Source organism: Streptomyces akebiae, from assembly GCF_019599145.1.
Classification (GTDB): domain Bacteria; phylum Actinomycetota; class Actinomycetes; order Streptomycetales; family Streptomycetaceae; genus Streptomyces; species Streptomyces akebiae.
The window spans coordinates 8,574,123-8,589,440 of sequence record NZ_CP080647.1; the positions used below are offsets into that span (position 1 = coordinate 8,574,123).

General features: G+C 71.0%; 16 protein-coding genes. 8 read left to right on the plus strand and 8 right to left on the minus strand.

Going from position 1 to position 15,318, the window contains the following annotated elements; genetic code table 11:
• Positions 1–89 precede the first annotated feature (89 nt).
• Positions 90–743, minus strand: coding sequence for a uridine kinase family protein (locus K1J60_RS37235; protein ID WP_220650051.1), 654 nt, complete (start codon positions 741–743; stop codon positions 90–92).
• Positions 744–915: 172 nt separating this feature from the next.
• On the opposite strand from K1J60_RS37235, the gene K1J60_RS37240 reads away from it, so the two are divergent.
• The 3 genes from K1J60_RS37240 (at position 916) to K1J60_RS37250 (ending at position 3,359) form a co-directional block, all read left to right on the plus strand.
• Positions 916–2,301 carry a peptidase C39 family protein gene (locus K1J60_RS37240; RefSeq protein ID WP_220650052.1) on the plus strand — a complete coding sequence of 462 codons (1,386 nt, stop codon included), beginning with the start codon at positions 916–918 and terminating at the stop codon, positions 2,299–2,301.
• 148 nt (positions 2,302–2,449) lie between these two features.
• Positions 2,450–2,596 (plus strand): SCO1431 family membrane protein, encoded by a 147-nt coding sequence (locus K1J60_RS37245; RefSeq protein ID WP_107073705.1) that lies wholly within the window; start codon positions 2,450–2,452, stop codon positions 2,594–2,596.
• 103 nt (positions 2,597–2,699) lie between these two features.
• Positions 2,700–3,359 carry a TetR/AcrR family transcriptional regulator gene (locus tag K1J60_RS37250; RefSeq protein WP_220650053.1) on the plus strand — a complete coding sequence of 220 codons (660 nt, stop codon included), beginning with the start codon at positions 2,700–2,702 and terminating at the stop codon, positions 3,357–3,359.
• Positions 3,360–3,444: 85 nt separating this feature from the next.
• Here the strand turns inward: K1J60_RS37250 and K1J60_RS37255 are convergent, their stop codons facing one another.
• On the minus strand, positions 3,445–4,692 hold the full coding sequence (locus tag K1J60_RS37255) for a glycoside hydrolase family 18 protein (RefSeq protein WP_220650054.1): 1,248 nt from the start codon (positions 4,690–4,692) through the stop codon (positions 3,445–3,447).
• A gap of 357 nt (positions 4,693–5,049) precedes the next feature.
• Between K1J60_RS37255 and K1J60_RS37260 the strand changes: the two genes are divergently transcribed.
• Entirely contained in the window at positions 5,050–6,228 is a 1,179-nt protein-coding gene (locus tag K1J60_RS37260; protein ID WP_220650055.1) for an acyl-CoA dehydrogenase family protein, read from the plus strand.
• Here K1J60_RS37260 and K1J60_RS46330 read toward each other — a convergent pair.
• Both K1J60_RS46330 and K1J60_RS37265 read right to left on the minus strand, forming a co-directional pair.
• A complete protein-coding gene (locus K1J60_RS46330) occupies positions 6,191–6,490 on the minus strand; it encodes a hypothetical protein (RefSeq protein WP_259408075.1) in 300 nt (99 codons plus the stop codon). The two genes, K1J60_RS37260 and K1J60_RS46330, sit on opposite strands and share 38 nt — an antisense overlap.
• A gap of 134 nt (positions 6,491–6,624) precedes the next feature.
• Complete coding sequence (locus tag K1J60_RS37265; RefSeq protein ID WP_220650056.1) at positions 6,625–7,083, minus strand: hypothetical protein; 459 nt, start codon at positions 7,081–7,083, stop codon at positions 6,625–6,627.
• Between the two features lie 268 nt (positions 7,084–7,351).
• On the opposite strand from K1J60_RS37265, the gene K1J60_RS37270 reads away from it, so the two are divergent.
• The 4 genes from K1J60_RS37270 (at position 7,352) to fxsA (ending at position 11,565) form a co-directional block, all read left to right on the plus strand.
• Entirely contained in the window at positions 7,352–7,792 is a 441-nt protein-coding gene (locus K1J60_RS37270; protein WP_033532524.1) for an Lrp/AsnC family transcriptional regulator, read from the plus strand.
• Positions 7,793–7,915: 123 nt separating this feature from the next.
• The gene (locus K1J60_RS37275) at positions 7,916–9,520 is read left to right on the plus strand and encodes an amidohydrolase (RefSeq protein WP_220650057.1); all 1,605 of its coding nucleotides are present in this window, start codon (positions 7,916–7,918) and stop codon (positions 9,518–9,520) included.
• A 595-nt stretch (positions 9,521–10,115) separates the two neighbouring features.
• Positions 10,116–10,913, plus strand: coding sequence for a polyprenol monophosphomannose synthase (locus tag K1J60_RS37280; protein ID WP_033532522.1), 798 nt, complete (start codon positions 10,116–10,118; stop codon positions 10,911–10,913).
• Positions 10,914–10,959: 46 nt separating this feature from the next.
• A complete protein-coding gene (gene fxsA / locus K1J60_RS37285; protein WP_220650058.1) occupies positions 10,960–11,565 on the plus strand; it encodes an FxsA family membrane protein in 606 nt (201 codons plus the stop codon).
• A gap of 233 nt (positions 11,566–11,798) precedes the next feature.
• Here fxsA and K1J60_RS37290 read toward each other — a convergent pair whose 3' ends face one another.
• The 4 genes from K1J60_RS37290 to yczE all read right to left on the minus strand — a co-directional run bounded on the left by K1J60_RS37290 (position 11,799) and on the right by yczE (position 15,242).
• Positions 11,799–12,173, minus strand: coding sequence for an RNA polymerase-binding protein RbpA (locus tag K1J60_RS37290; protein ID WP_003977404.1), 375 nt, complete (start codon positions 12,171–12,173; stop codon positions 11,799–11,801).
• Between the two features lie 278 nt (positions 12,174–12,451).
• Entirely contained in the window at positions 12,452–13,816 is a 1,365-nt protein-coding gene (locus tag K1J60_RS37295; protein ID WP_220650059.1) for an MFS transporter, read from the minus strand.
• A gap of 41 nt (positions 13,817–13,857) precedes the next feature.
• Positions 13,858–14,625, minus strand: coding sequence for a glycerophosphodiester phosphodiesterase (locus K1J60_RS37300; protein ID WP_220650060.1), 768 nt, complete (start codon positions 14,623–14,625; stop codon positions 13,858–13,860).
• A complete protein-coding gene (yczE, locus tag K1J60_RS37305) occupies positions 14,622–15,242 on the minus strand; it encodes a membrane protein YczE (RefSeq protein ID WP_220650061.1) in 621 nt (206 codons plus the stop codon). The genes K1J60_RS37300 and yczE overlap by 4 nt, the downstream gene beginning before the upstream one ends.
• Between the last annotated feature and the right edge of the window lie 76 nt (positions 15,243–15,318).

Here is a 15,318-nt window from a genome sequence, read left to right on the forward strand (position 1 = left end):
GCACATTGAGAACGTAAGTCCTGTACGGCCCCCCGGTCAAGCCGAGTTGGGGCACTCGGGGAACTTCTCGGACGGCCGTCTTCACAAGTTCAGCACATTGCGGATGGCCCGTCACCCTGAGTGAGGTGAGGTGCCGATCCGGGAGTCGTCGCAGGTCCCGTGAGCACCTCGTACCCCTTGTTTCCCGGCCGAATCAGCAGATCGGCGAACGGCCGAGAAGGATCCTCGGCGAAATGCCGACGCTCCGCCCGGACCCAGCCGGCCCAGAAGTCGCCCTGTTCCGCCCCGTCCCGTTCCTGCCCCCGCGCCCAGGCCTCCCCTTCCGCCACCTCCATCCACGCCAGCCACGCCAGAAACGGCCGCAGCACCCGCCGGCCCGCGCCCACCCCCTCGACGACGACCACGGGCGCGCTCGGCAGCATGCGCGCCGGGCCGAAGCGGCGCTCCCGCCAGTCGTAGGGGGCATAGCGCGCGCTCCGCCCGTGGCGCAGCGGCTCGATCACCTGGTCCAGCAGGCGGTCCGTCCAGGCGAACAGTTCCTCGTGCGTGGCGATGTCGTCGAGGTGCAGCACGGGGGCGCCGCCGAGCGCGTCGGCCAGCCGCCCGGCGAAGGTGCTCTTCCCGGACCCGGCGTGCCCGTCGACGCCCACCAGCCGGACCGGCCCGCAGGAGGGCGGCAGCCGCCGCAGCCGGGCGGCGAGCTCGTCGACGGCGGGGTCCACGGGAGCGGGGGAGGCGTGCATACATGGATTGAACACCGTGCCCCGCGGCCTCGGGTACGCCACTGGTGTCGACCAATATTGGCGGGCGTGGCGCGGCGCGAGGTGCTGGCAGAAGTCGTTCCCCGGCGTCCATAGTGGGCGAACAGCCGTGCGTCTGAACCGTTCCTTCCGGACCACTGGGGGTCACCCACAGATGACGAGCCTCTCCGAGCCGTCCCGCAGGACCGTCCTGACCGCAGCCGTCGCCACCACCGCCGCCGCGGCGGTCGGAGGAGCGACGCATCAGGCGGTCGCAGACACCACGAGCGGCCGGGGCGAAGCCCTCGTCCGCCCCGCGCGAGCACCGGAACGCTTCACGGACTACCGCGCCTGGACCTCGTATCCCGACTGGTGCTCGGGCAGCGCCCGGGGCACCCTGGCGAAGGCGGGGACACGGCCGGGGCTGGTGATCGACACCCCGCTCGGGACCGCCGACTACACCGATCCGCACACCGGGCGCACCGCCGCCTGGGAGTACGCGACCTGGACCTCCCCGGTCCACCGGCTCACGGTGCCCGCCACCGAGGCCATCGCGTCCTGGAACGCCCACACCCCCGAGGGCACCTGGATCGGGATCGAGTTGCGGGGTACGTACTCCGACGGCACCGACACGCCCTGGTACGTGCTCGGCCGGTGGGCGGCCGGGGACCGGGACATCAGACGCACGTCCGTCGACGACCAGAAGGACGGCCGGAGCAGCGTCTGGACGGACACCTTCGCGATCGACGACCCGGCGACCGGCCTGCGCCTGGCGTCGTACCGGCTGCGCCTGACCCTGTACCGCACGCCCGGCACCCGGCTCACCCCCACGGTCTGGCGGCTCGGCGCGATGGGCTCCGACGTCCCCGACCGCTTCACCGTCCCCGCCTCGACACCCGGCCTCGCCCGGGAGCTGGACGTCCCGCGCTACTCGCAGGAGATCCACAAGGGCCAGTACCCCGAGTACGACAACGGGGGCGAGGCCTGGTGCAGCCCCACCTCGTCGCAGATGGTCATAGAGTTCTGGGGCCGGAAGCCCACCGCCGCCGACCTGGCCTGGGTCGACCCGGCGTTCGCGGACCCGCAGGTGTGCCACGCGGCGCGGTTCACCTTCGACTACCAGTACGAGGGATGCGGCAACTGGCCCTTCAACGCCGCGTACGCCGCCACCTACAAGGACATCCAGGGCGTGGTGACCCGGCTGGGCTCGCTCACCGACCTGGAGACGCTGATCGCGGCGGGGATCCCGGCGATCACCTCCCAGTCGTTCCTGGCGGAGGAGCTGACGGGCGCGGGATACGGCACCGCCGGGCATCTGATGACGGTGGTCGGCTTCACCGCCGACGGCGACGTCATCGCCAACGACCCGAACTCGCCGACCAACGAGGCGGTGCGCCGGGTCTACCGGCGGCGCGAGTGGGAGAACATCTGGCTGCGGACCAAGCGGTACAACGCCGCCGGCAAGGTCGTCTCCGGCACCGGTGGCGTCTGCTACCTGTACTTCCCGGCGCGTCCCACGGCCCGCCAGCGCGCGGCGCTCTCGGCGGTGGGCATCCGCTGACGGAGCGGGTCACGCGCGGCGCGGCTCCCGGACGGCGGGGGCCGCGCCGATGTGTGACCAAGGTCTCGGCCGCGAACCGCCCATGCGGTGGCAAGGTGGACGGGCGGTGGGGGAGCCCACCGCACACCGATCACACCAGCGAGCTGCCATGACCGCGACCTCCGCCACCGCCACCCGCGTCCGGACCCGCACGGGCGGGCCCGAGGACGACGGCCCGAAGATCGTCGAGCATGTGATGGGCTGGACCCTGGTCGTGGTCGTCGCGATGCTGGTGGCCCAGCTGGGTCTGCTGTGACCTGATCCGCCGGTCGATTCTGTCGATCAGAGTCGAACAAGCTGGTGGTGAGGGTCTGTCATACTGCGGTTGTCCCGCTGGCAGTTGGAGACCAGGACCGAAATTGAATAGCAGTCAACAGCGTGGAGTCGAACCGCCGCGGGCCCGCGGCACCGACCGTTCGCTGGCGCGCCGCGCCGAACTCATCTCCATCGGGCGCAAGTTGTTCGCCGACACCTCCTACGACACGTTGTCGATGGACGACATCGCGCGACAGGCGCATGTGGCCAAGGGACTGATCTACTACTACTTCAAGTCCAAGCGCGGCTACTACCTCGCGATCGTCGAGGACTCGGTGGCCGATCTGATCACGTTCGCGGCGAGTGGTCTCCAACTGCCGCCCGTGGAAAGGGTCCACCGGACCATAGACTGCTATCTGCGGTACGCGGAGGACAACCAGGCCGCCTACCGCACGATCGTCAGTGGCGGTGTCGGTTTCGACACCCAGGTGCACGCCATCCGGGACGGCGTCCGCGAGGCGATCGTCGCCACCATCGCCGAGGGCGCGTACGGCAGGACCGACATCGAACCGGTCGCCCGCATGGGCCTGTTCGGCTGGGTGTGCGCGGTCGAGGGTGCCACCCTCGACTGGATCGACCGCCCGGAACTGCCCCGCGACACCATGCGCGACCTGCTCGTCAAGATGCTGGGCGGCTCGCTGCGCGCCATCGAGGAACTCGCGCCGGCCTATCTCGCGCCGGAGCCGGCCCGCCGGGACACTTGATCGCCTCGCGCGCCCCCGGCAAGCGGGAGCGCACGCGGGTGGGGGTCCGCCGACCGACCCCCACCCCGGTCCCCCGTCGCGGTGGTTACTTGATCGCCTTGATCAGCTCACCGTCGGCGGTGTCGCCGCTCAACTCCCAGAAGAAGGTGCCGCCGAGGCCCTGTGCGTCCTTGTACGCCATCTTCCCCTTGATGGTCCGCGGGGTGTCGTAACTCCACCAGTCGTCACCGCACTTGGCGTACGCCGTGCCGCCGACGATCCCGTTGGCCGGGCAGGTCTCCTTGAGCACCTTGTAGTCCTCGTAGCCCGCCTCGTACGTTCCCGCCGCCGGGCCGGTCGCCGTGCCGCCGGGCGCCGACCGGGTGACCCCGGTCCAGCCGCGGCCGTAGAAGCCGATGCCGAGCAGCAGCTTGGAGGACGGGATGCCGAGGCCCTTCAGCTTCCGGATGGTGGCGGCGGTGTTGAAGTGCTTGTCGGCGATGCCCGGGTAGGGGTACAGCGGCGAGTGCGGGGCGGTGGTCGAGTCCCACGCGCCGAAGTAGTCGTACGTCATCGGGTTGTACCAGTCGACGTACTTCGCGGCGCCCGCGTAGTCCGCCGCGTCGATCTTGCCGCCGGGCTTGGCGTCGGCCGTGATCGCCGCGGTGACGAGCTCCTTCTTGCCGAATCGTTTGCGCAGTGCGGCCATCAGGTCCTCGAAGGCCTCGCTGCCGCTGGTGTCGCAGGTGAGGCCGCAGGCGTTGGGGTACTCCCAGTCGATGTCGATCCCGTCGAAGACCTCCTTCCACCTGGAGTTCTCGACGAGGTCGTAGCAGGAGTTCGCGAAGGCCTCCGGGTCCTTCGCCGCCTCACCGAAGCCGCCGGACCAGGTCCAGCCGCCGAACGACCACACGATCTTGAGGTTCGGGTGCAGCTTCTTCAACTTGAGCAGCTGGTTGAAGTTGCCGCTCAGCGGCTGGTCCGCGGTGTCCGCGACGCCGTCCACGGACTCCTCGGCGGTGAAGGGCTTGTCGGTGTCCGCCCAGGCGTCGCCGAGGGCGCACTTGCCGTCGACGACGTTCCCGAAGGCGTAGTTGATGTGCGTGAGCTTCTTCGCCGAGCCGGACGTCTCGATGTTCTTGACGTAGTACTTGCGGCCGTAGATGCCCCAGTCGATGAAGTAGCCGACGACCTTGGACCGGGCGGCACTGGGCGCGGGTTGCTGGGAGTCGGGCTTCGCGGACGTGGCGGTCGCGGTGCCCGCTCCGGCGAGGAGCCCGGCGCCGAGGGCGGCGCAACACGTGGCGGCGACGAGCGTCCTGACGGGGACGCGGGGGCTGTGCGGTCTGAGCATCGTGACTCCGGGGGAGGGGAGCGAGGCGGGGAGGGGGTGCTGCCTGGACCTGCTGTGCCGATGGCATGAACGCGATGTCGCGTTGTTGGGGGAGAACGTAGAGGACTAGACCACTGGGGTCAATGGTTCGGACCAATTCCGGGCCGGGTGCGGCGGTCGCCGAATGTGTCCTAATGAACGGTCGTTAACTGGTGACTGGCTGCTCCGGATCGGGCATACTCCAAGCGCCACCGCCGCTGATCAGCGGCTTCCGTGATCCGGAGGAGGACCATCGGCTGTGGCACGTGAGACCCGGCGGCGCCACCTCATCCCCGGTGTGTGTCCGCCGCAGTGCCCGACAGGGAGGAGAGCGTCGACATGCCCGACCGCGCCGCGCAGCCGGTGGACCGTCAACTGCCCACGGAAGAGGCCCGGGATCTGATCTCGCTCGTCCGTGAGATCGCGCAGCGAGAGATCGCCCCGCACGCGGCCGAGGAGGAGGACGCCGGCCGCTTCCCTCGTGAACTCTTCGGCCTGCTCTCCGAGTCGGGACTGCTCGGCCTGCCGTACGACGCGGAACACGGCGGTGGAGACCAGCCGTACGAGGTCTATCTGCAGGCGCTGGAAGAGCTGGCGACGGCACGTCTCACCGTCGGCCTCGGGGTCAGCGTCCACACCCTCGCCTGCCACGCCCTCGCCAACTACGGCACCAAGGAGCAGCAGATCGAGCATCTGACGGCGATGCTCGGCGGCCGTCTGCTCGGTGCGTACTGCCTCTCCGAGCCCTCGTCCGGCTCGGACGCCGCGTCCCTGCGGACCAAGGCCGTCCGCGACGGCGAGGACTGGGTGATCAGCGGCACCAAGGCCTGGATCACTCACGGCGGCATCGCGGACTTCTACACGGTGATGGCCCGCACGGGCGGCGAGGGCTCCGGTTCCCGGGGCATCACGGCCTTCCTGGTGCCGGGTGACGCCGAGGGCCTGAGCGCCGCGGCACCCGAGAAGAAGATGGGCATGAAGGGCTCACCCACCGCGCAGCTCCACTTCGACGGGGTGCGCGTCGCCGACAGCCGGCGCATCGGCGAGGAGGGCCAGGGCTTCGCGATCGCCCTGTCCGCGCTCGACTCCGGGCGCCTCGGCATCGCGGCCTGCGCGATCGGCGTGGCCCAGGCGGCACTGGACGAAGCGGTCGCCTACGCCACCGGGCGGCAGCAGTTCGGACGGCCGATCTCCGACTTCCAGGGGCTGCGCTTCATGCTCGCGGACATGGCGACACAGGTGGAGGCGGGCCGCGCGCTCTACCTCTCCGCCGCGCGGCTGCGCGACGCGGGCAGGCCGTTCTCCAAGCAGGCGGCCATGGCGAAGCTGCTGTGCACCGACGCCGCGATGAAGGTCACCACGGACGCCGTCCAGATCCTCGGCGGATACGGATACACGGCGGACTTCCCCACCGAGCGGTACATGCGCGAGGCCAAGGTGCTCCAGATCGTCGAGGGCACCAATCAGATCCAGCGGATGGTCATCGCCCGTCACCTCGCGGGGCCCGAGTCACGCTGAACGAACCACGGAAGAAGTCGGGCGCCGCGAAGGGGTCCGTGGGGGTGCCGAACTGGTCGAGGCCGCTCGGCGGCGTCGCCAGTCGCACCCACTCCGGATCGTGACGCCCCGGCAGGGTGCGGCCCCGGTCGGCCCAAGTGCGCATCAGCGCCCGGTAGATGGGCGGGTCCTGATGCTGGGCCGACCCTTGCGGAAGCGATTCTGCCGAAGCCGGCACGAAGATGTGACGCCGACTCCCGGTCACCGAAAAAGTTGGGGTCATACCGGGACAACGCGCACGAGGGCGAGCCGGTCACCGTTCCCGGGAATCGTGTCTGAGTTCGCGCCGGAACCGAACGGGGCAGGACGGGCCCGCCCCGCCGGGCGCGGAGGTGGTGGGCCGAACCGGGCCCGGAATCAGGCGGCTTGACGCTGATCGGCCTGGCGCTGATCGGGCTGCTGACGCCGCATCACCGGCACGCGCATCGGGCGCGAGCCCGGGCCGCCGACGTGCGAGAAGGGCTGGGTCCGCCAGTCCAGGCCCTGAGGGAGCGTCAACAGAAGCGCGGTGTCCTGCTCCTGCGGCTCCACGGACTCGTCCGCCGACCGGGCCTCGCTCGCCGAACGACCGGTGCCGGCGCAGGCCGTGAGCCCGAACGGGTTCCACGGCGACACGACGCGCGCGTGCTCGGGCAGGCTGTCCTCGTCGGACAGCAGCGCGATGGGCTGAGCGCAGTCCGGGCAGATCACCCGGTACATCTCGAAGGTGTCGTACGCGTCGAACTCGTCGTCCGGTTCGACGCCCTCCGGCTCGGGTTCGACGACCGCCTGGAGACGCTTGGGTGCGGTACGACCAGGGCGCTTAAGACTCTGCATGGGATTCTCCCCCTCGGGCTGGGCCGTGAAGGCACTGCGGCCTCGACCACAGCAAGCACTTCCCGCCCCGTCTCGGCGGTAATCACGAGATCATCACGAAGCCTGTTCGGGTGCTGTGGTCTTCGTCACATGCCGCTCGCAGGTGCCCCACATGGTCCGGCTGTCACCCGTATGGCGCACAGGTGGCTCTCAGGCACATCACGAAGCGGGTATGACCTGCGCCGCTCAGGTATCGGAGGAGATCAAGCGCCCTGTAGGTTCTTGCGCCATGGAGGAGCTGGACCGACAGATCGTGCAGCTGCTCGTCGCGGACGGGCGGATGAGCTACACCGACCTGGGCAAGGCCACGGGCCTGTCCACGTCGGCGGTGCATCAGCGTGTGCGCCGACTCGAGCAGCGTGGCGTCATCCGGGGCTATGCCGCGGTCGTGGACCCGGAGGCCGTGGGGCTGCCGATGACCGCGTTCATCTCGGTCAAACCGTTCGACCCCAGCGCCCCCGACGACATCGCCGAACGCCTCGCCGGCGTCCCGGAGATCGAGGCCTGCCACAGCGTCGCCGGCGACGAGAACTACATTCTCAAGGTCCGCGTGGCGACCCCGCACGAGCTGGAGGAACTCCTCGCGAGACTGCGCTCCCTCGCGGGCGTCTCGACCCGCACGACCGTGGTCCTGTCGACCCCGTACGAGGCCAGGCCCCCGAGGATCTGACGGCCGTTCGCCGCTGTGGTCGGTCGTTGCGCGGGCGGAACGGTGGGCGCGGCGGCGGCACCGGGTGCCCCGGAACCGCGGCCCTGGTGCAACGCGGCGGCCGGCACACGCAAGACTGTCCCCATGAGTGATCGCACCGCCCCGTCGAACACCGTGTTGCTCCGCGGTGGAGAAGTCCACAGCCCCGCCGACCCGTTCGCCACCGCGATGGTCGTGGAGCGCGGCCAGATCGCCTGGGTCGGCTCCGAGGGTGCAGCCGACGCCTTCGCGGCCGGCGTCGACGAGGTGGTGGACCTCGAAGGTGCCCTGGTCACCCCGGCCTTCACCGACGCCCACGTGCACACCACCGCCACCGGCCTCGCGCTCACCGGTCTCGACCTCTCCGCCGCCCCCTCCCTGGAGGCCGCGCTCCTTCTCGTACGGGAATTCGCAGCCGCCCGTCCCTCCGACCGCGTCCTCCTCGGTCACGGCTGGGACGCCGCCCGCTGGCCCGGGGGCCGCCCCCCGACCCGCGCCGAACTCGACGAGGCCACCGGCGGACGCCCGCTCTACCTGAGCCGGATCGACGTCCACTCGGCCGTCGTGACCACCGCCCTGCTGGACCTGGTCCCGGGCGCCGACGCCTTCGTGGACGGCCCGCTCACCCGCGACGCCCACCACGCCGTACGTGCCACCGCCCTCGGGGCCGTCACCCCCGCCCAGCGCATCGAGGCCCAGCGCGCCGCGCTCGCCCACGCCGCCTCGCTCGGCATCGGCTCGGTCCATGAGTGCGCGGGACCCGAGATCTCCTCCGAGGACGACTTCACGGGGCTGTTGCGGCTCGCCGCCGAGGAGCCCGGCCCGCGCGTGGTCGGCTACTGGGCGGAGCGCGACGTCGAGAAGGCGCGCGCCCTCGGCGCGGTCGGCGCCGCCGGTGACCTCTTCGTCGACGGCGCCCTCGGCTCGCACACGGCGTGCCTGCACGAGCCGTACGCCGACGCCGCCCACACCGGCACGGCCTACCTGGACGCCGGCGCCGTCGCCGCCCATGTCGTCGCCTGCACGGAGGCGGGGCTCCAGGCGGGCTTCCACGCCATCGGGGACGCCGCGGTGGCCTCGGTGGTCGAAGGCGTGCGGGAGGCGGCCGAGAAGGTCGGCCTGGCCCGTGTGCGGGCGGCCCGGCACCGTGTCGAGCACGCCGAGATGCTCACCCCGGACACCGTCGCCGCCTTCGCCGAACTCGGCCTCACCGCCTCCGTCCAGCCCGCGTTCGACGCGCTGTGGGGCGGGGAGGAGGGCATGTACGCCCAGCGGCTCGGCGTCGACCGCGCCCGCACCCTGAACCCGTTCGCGGCCCTGCTGCGCGCCGGCGTACCCCTGGCGTTCGGCTCCGACAGCCCGGTCACGGCCCTCGACCCCTGGGGCACCGTCCGCGCGGCGGCCTTCCATCGCACGCCGGAGCACCGGGTCTCCGTGCGCGCCGCGTTCACGGCGCACACGCGGGGCGGCTGGCGGGCGATCGGGCGGGACGACGCGGGGGTCCTGGTGCCGGGCGCCCCCGCGGACTACGCGGTGTGGCGCACCGGCGAACTCGTCGTCCAGGCTCCCGACGACCGTGTCGCCCGCTGGTCCACCGACCCCCGTTCGGGCACCCCTGGCCTGCCCGACCTGAGCCCCGGCTCCGACCTGCCCGTCTGCCTGCGGACCGTGGTCGCGGGGCGAACGGTTTTCGTACGGCCGGGCGAGTGATCTCGCCGGACGACAAGAAACCGATCATGGCCGTTCGGCGCGCCGCGCCACCTGCGGATCCTCCCCGCCGACCAGGCATGTGAGGGAATCGTCGCAGGTCAAACGACAGTTGACAGTTGGCGGCAGGGGGCGGGTAGGTTCTGCCGGGTCCACCACCGGACGTCCGACCGGGGAACTTCCGCGCGGTCGTCGAAGCGCCGCTGGGTCAGGGGCGGTGTGCCGCACCGGCGCACCACCGCTGGCAGCCAGGCCCAGGGTTCGCGCTCCGGCGAGGGAACGTTCCGGCCCGGTCGGGTAGGTGCGACCCGGGTGGGGCCCGGACGCTCAGTAGACAACGGCTTTCGGTCGACCCGCAGCCAGCGGGCCCCAGGTCGGCCCGAAGGGCGTCGGGCCCCCATCCGCAGCGGCGGTCCCCCACCCCGCGGCCGCCTCGCCGGGCGTGCGAGATCTGCTGCGGCGGCGCACAGGCTACACAGAGCCCGCTCCCGCACACCCCCTGTTGAATCGACACCCCTCTGGACACCGGCCGACACTCCATCGCAGGCCGCGGCCACTATGGTGGTCCCCTGCGTACGGAGGACTCGAAGGGGCAGCAGTGAACGACGGCGACGGGACCCTCGCGGCTCAAGGCCAGGAGAGGCGGTTCGGCCCGCTCGGCACGGCCTTGGTGATCATCCCGACCTACAACGAGGCGGAGAACATCAAGGCGATCGTGGGCCGGGTGCGCAAGGCCGTTCCCGACGCGCACGTCCTGGTGGCCGACGACAACAGCCCCGACGGCACCGGCAAGCTCGCCGACGAGCTGGCTGTCGAGGACGATCACGTCCAGGTGCTGCACCGCAAGGGCAAGGAAGGGCTCGGCGCGGCCTATCTCGCGGGCTTCCGCTGGGGCATGGAGAACGGCTACGGCGTCCTCATCGAGATGGACGCCGACGGCTCGCACCAGCCCGAGGAACTGCCGCGGCTGCTCACCGCGCTCAAGGGAGCCGACCTCGTCCTCGGCTCCCGCTGGGTGCCGGGCGGGCGCGTGGTGAACTGGCCCAGATCCCGCGAGTTCATCTCCCGCGGCGGCAGCCTCTACTCCCGAGTGCTGCTCGACGTCCCCGTCCGTGACGTCACCGGCGGCTACCGGGCGTTCCGCCGCGAGACCCTCGAAGGACTGGGCCTCGACGAGGTCGCCTCCCAGGGGTACTGCTTCCAGGTCGACCTCGCCCGCCGCGCGATCAAGGCGGGCTACCACGTCGTCGAGGTGCCCATCACCTTCGTCGAGCGCGAGCTGGGCGACTCCAAGATGAGCCGCGACATCCTCGTCGAGGCGCTGTGGCGGGTCACGGCGTGGGGCGTGGGGGAGCGGGTCGGCAAGGTGCTGGGACGGGACGGCAAGAAGGCCTGATCATCCCCTTATCCCGTGCTGAGCCCGGGCCAGGCACACTGGGAGCATGACGACTGGCGTTCCGTCCTCGACCCACCCCGCCCGGCCCCGGCGTTCCCGGCTGCGCACGTTTCTGCCGCTGGGCGTCGCCGCGTGGCTGGTGTTGGAGATCTGGCTGCTCACGGTGGTCGCGGGCGCGGCCGGCGGGTTCACGGTCTTCCTGCTGCTCGTCGCCGGTTTCGTCGGGGGCTCGGCAGTGGTCAAGCGGGCCGGGCGGCGGGCGTTCCGGGCGTTGTCCGAGACGCTGCAACAACAGCAGGGCGGGGCGGCCGCTGCCGGTCCCGGCTCCGACTCCGGCTCTGGCTCCGGGAAGAGTGAGGGCAACGGCTTCCTGATGCTGGGGGGCCTGTTGCTGATGCTGCCGGGGCTGGTCTCGGACGCGGTGGGGCTGGTGCTGCTGATTCCGCCGGTGCAGAAAGCGTTGGGACGCTATACGGAGCGGACCTTCGAGCGGAAGATCCGTGCGGCCGGTGCGGGGACCTTCGGGGACGCCTTTCAGCAGGCGCGTATGCATCGGCCTGACGGGAAGGTCGTACAGGGGGAGGTCATCCGGGACGACGCGGGTGCCGGGGAGGGCTCGTCGGAGGGGCCTCGTCCTCCGCTGAATCGCTGAAGCGGGTCCTCGCCCCCCGCCGCCCCTACCCGTCCCGTCCTCAAGGGCCTGTGCCCTTCGGCCTGCAGCTGATCGTCCGGTGGGGGTTCTCGCGCAGTTCCCCGCGCCCCTTCACGGTCTGCGGCCCTTTCGGGGCCCGACATAGGCATGCCGAAGACCGCGGGCGCCGTACATGATCGTACGGCGCCCGCGGTCATCGGTTGCGCTGTGTGTCCGTCCGGCCCCCGGAGGGGTCAGGCGGACTTGCGGCTGTCTCGCGGATGTACCGCGATGTTCATCGCGCCGGAGCGGAGAACCGCCAGGCGCTCTTCGAGGACCTCTTCGAGCTCCTCACGGGTGCGCCGCTCCATCAGCATGTCCCAATGCGTACGCGCGGGCTTGGCCTTCTTTTCCTCAGGGCCGTCGCCGTCCACGAGGAGTGCCTGGGCCCCGCAGACCTTGCACTCCCACTCCGGCGGAATCTCCGCCTCGACCGAGAAGGGCATCTCGAAGCGGTGCCCCTTCTCGCATGCGTACTCCACGGCCTGGCGCGGAGCCAAGTCGATGCCGCGGTCCGTCTCGTAGCTGGTCACCACGAGGCGCGTGCCGCGAAGAGCTCGCTCACTCATGAATCGTGCCTCCCGGGCTTGTCGCCCACAGGACAGGTGTCGCTGTCGTCGTCATCCGGTCAACGTCCGGTCGGCGGTAAAGATTCCCGTTCCGTGTCCCGTTCCGGGTAGTGCGTCGCCGTCGTAGCCGCAGCCTTGTCAACCAGTGCAGTACCCACCGGCGCCCGGTTTGTCACATCTGACAGCAGATGTCACCCAGCGTTTCGGCATCTTTGACGCGCAGTAACGGTACGCCTGGCAGGCCAAACGCGTACACTACAGCCCTTTCGCCTCCGGCGCTAAATCCTGTCCGGCACGGGATTGCCCGCGTCGCTGATCGCCCGGCGCACCGGGACCCTCGTGAGCAGGGCGAATCCCAGGACGAAGAAGGCCACCAGCGAGATGATCGCGTCTCGATAACTTCCGGTCAGCTGATAGGTCACGCCGAACAGCAGTGGGCCCAGCCAGCTCATGCCGCGGTCGCTCATCTCGTACGCGGCGAAGTACTCGGCCTCCTTGCCCGGCGGGACGAGATGGGAGAAGAGGGAGCGGGACAGGGCCTGGCTGCCGCCGAGGACCAGACCGATGCCCGAGGCGAGGACGAAGAACCACAGCGGGGCACTCGCCGGGAGGAAGTAGCCGGCGGCGAGGATCAGGGTCCAGGCGACCAGGGAGCCGAGGATCGTGCGCTTGGCGCCGTAGCGGCGGGAGAGCCGGCCCATGCCGAGGGCGCCCCCCACCGCCAGGATCTGCACCAGCAGCACGGCCACGATGAGCGTGGACTGCTCCAGGTCGAGTTCCTCGGAGCCGTACACCGAGGCCTGGGAGATCACCGTCTGGATGCCGTCGTTGTAGACGAGGTAGGCGAGGAGGAAGCTCAGGGTCAGCGGGTGGCGCCGCATGTCACGGACGGTCGCGGCCAGTTGACGCAGTCCCGGGGCTGTCGCGCCCTCGGCCCCCGCGGACTCTCCGGCCGGGCGGCGCCGGTCGCGCAGGCGGTTCAGCGGGATCAGGGTGAAGGCGCCCCACCACAGGCCCGCCGAAGCCAGACAGATGCGGACGGCCATGCCCTCGGAGATGCCGAAGGAGTCGTGGGCGGTGAAGAGGATCAGATTCGCGACCAGGACCAGGGAGCCGGCCGCGTAGCCGAAGGCCCAGCCCCGGGAGGAGACGGCGTCGCGTTCCTCGGGCGGTGCGATCTGGGGCAGGTAGGAGTTGTAGAGCATCATCGCCACGGACTGCGCCGCGTTCGCCACGACCAGCAGGGCGCCGCCGAGCAGATAGCGCTCGCCGTCCAGGAAGAACATCCCCGCCGTCGCGGCGGCGCCGACATAGGCGGTCGCGGCCAGGAGCGGCTTCTTGCGGCCCGTACGGTCGGCGGCCGCGCCCACCAGCGGCATGATCACCACGGCCAGGATCACCGACAGGGACACCGAGTACGCGAAGAAGGAGCCGGCGCGGACCGGTATGCCCAGCGGGTGGACGTAGCCGTCCGGGTCGGCGGCGGCCTTGGCGACCTCGGTCAGATAGGGGCCGAGGAACACGGTCAGGACGCTGGTCGAATAGACGGAGCAGGCCCAGTCGTAGAAGTACCAGCCGCGCTGTTCGCGCCGTCTGCCCGCGGCCTCGTCGGCCGCGTCCGTCCGCACGGTGTCGGTGCCCACCCGTGCCCCTCGCTTCCCCGTGAACGGGCCGCGCGAGGGTGTCAGACCCAGGTCCCCCGGTCCTCCAGCACCTTGCGCAGCGTGTCGATGTGATCGGTCATGATGCCATCGACACCCAGGTCCAGGAGCCGGTGCATGCGTTGCGGTTCGTTCACGGTCCAGACGTGCACCTGCAGCCCGCGCGCGTGGGCCGCCCGTACGAAACGGTGGTCGACCACGGGCACCCCGGCGTGCGACTCGGGCACCTGCGCGGCGACCGCCGAGCGGCGCACCGTGGCGGGGACACCCCACGACCGCAGCCGCAGCGCCAGCACGCCGCTCGTGCCGTACGAGGTGGCCAGGCGCGGACCGGCGAGGCGCTGGGCGCGGGCCACTCGGGACTCGGCGAAGGAGCCTACGCAGACCCGGTCCCAGGAGTCGGTACGGGCGATCAGATTGAGCAGCGGGTGCAGCGCGGGCTCCGCCTTGACGTCGACGTTCCAGCGGACGTCGGGGAACTCTTCGAGGAGCTCCTCGAAGAGGGGGACCGGTTCGACGCCCGCCACGCGCGCGTGGCGGATCTCCCTCCACGTCAGGTCGGCTATCCGACCGGCCCCGTCGGTCATCCGGTCCAGGGTCGCGTCGTGGAAGGCGGCGAGCTTGCCGTCGCGCGTGGCGTGGACGTCGGTCTCGATGTAGCGGTAGCCCGACTCCACCGCCCGCCGGAACTGGGCCGTGGTGTTCTCCAGGCCGTCGGCCGCTCCGCCCCGGTGGGCGAAGGCGATCGGGCCCGGGTGGTCGAGGTAGGGGTGGCGTATGAGGGCGGTCACCCGGGCAGTATGGCTCGCTTCGATGGACCGGTGGCGACGACCGTGCTGCCGGATTCCGAGGGTACGGCGAACACCCGCAGGGAGAACTGGGCGAGGGGGCCTATGCAGAGGGCGTAGAGCAGGGTGCCCACCCCGACCGTGCCGCCGAGGGCGAAGCCGCTCGCCAGCACCGCCACCTCCACGGCCGTCCGCATCAGCCGGAGCGAGCGGCCGGTACGCCGGTGCAGCCCCGTCATCAGGCCGTCACGCGGGCCCGGGCCGAAGCGGGCCGCGATGTAGAGCCCGGTCGCCGCGCCGTTCAGTACGATCCCGGCGGCCAGCAGGGGTATCCGGACGACCATGGTGTGCGCCTCCGGCACCAGCGCCAGGGTGGCATCCATCGCGATGCCCACCACGAAGACGTTGGAGACCGTGCCGAGGCCCGGGCGCTGGCGGAGCGGGATCCACAGGAGCAGCACCACCGCCCCCACGACGATCGACACCACCCCGATGGTCAGCCCGGTCAGCTCCGCCAGGCCCTGGTGCAGCACGTTCCAGGGCTCCAGTCCGAGACCGGCCTGTACGAGGAGCGCGGAGCTGGCGCCGTACAGCGCGAGACCGATGTAGAGCTGGACCAACCGGCGACCTCGATGCCGCTGTGCGGATGCCGGTGGGTCCTGCTGTGGGTCCTGATGCGGATCCTGTTGTGGCTCG

Coding starts and splice junctions, on each gene's coding strand:
- K1J60_RS37235 (WP_220650051.1), bottom strand. CDS start 743: ATGCACGCCTCCCCCGCTCCCGTGGACCCCGCCGTCGACGAGCTCGCC.
- K1J60_RS37240 (WP_220650052.1), top strand. CDS start 916: ATGACGAGCCTCTCCGAGCCGTCCCGCAGGACCGTCCTGACCGCAGCC.
- K1J60_RS37245 (WP_107073705.1), top strand. CDS start 2,450: ATGACCGCGACCTCCGCCACCGCCACCCGCGTCCGGACCCGCACGGGC.
- K1J60_RS37255 (WP_220650054.1), bottom strand. CDS start 4,692: ATGCTCAGACCGCACAGCCCCCGCGTCCCCGTCAGGACGCTCGTCGCC.
- K1J60_RS37260 (WP_220650055.1), top strand. CDS start 5,050: ATGCCCGACCGCGCCGCGCAGCCGGTGGACCGTCAACTGCCCACGGAA.
- K1J60_RS46330 (WP_259408075.1), bottom strand. CDS start 6,490: ATGACCCCAACTTTTTCGGTGACCGGGAGTCGGCGTCACATCTTCGTG.
- K1J60_RS37265 (WP_220650056.1), bottom strand. CDS start 7,083: ATGCAGAGTCTTAAGCGCCCTGGTCGTACCGCACCCAAGCGTCTCCAG.
- K1J60_RS37270 (WP_033532524.1), top strand. CDS start 7,352: ATGGAGGAGCTGGACCGACAGATCGTGCAGCTGCTCGTCGCGGACGGG.
- K1J60_RS37275 (WP_220650057.1), top strand. CDS start 7,916: ATGAGTGATCGCACCGCCCCGTCGAACACCGTGTTGCTCCGCGGTGGA.
- fxsA (WP_220650058.1), top strand. CDS start 10,960: ATGACGACTGGCGTTCCGTCCTCGACCCACCCCGCCCGGCCCCGGCGT.
- K1J60_RS37290 (WP_003977404.1), bottom strand. CDS start 12,173: ATGAGTGAGCGAGCTCTTCGCGGCACGCGCCTCGTGGTGACCAGCTAC.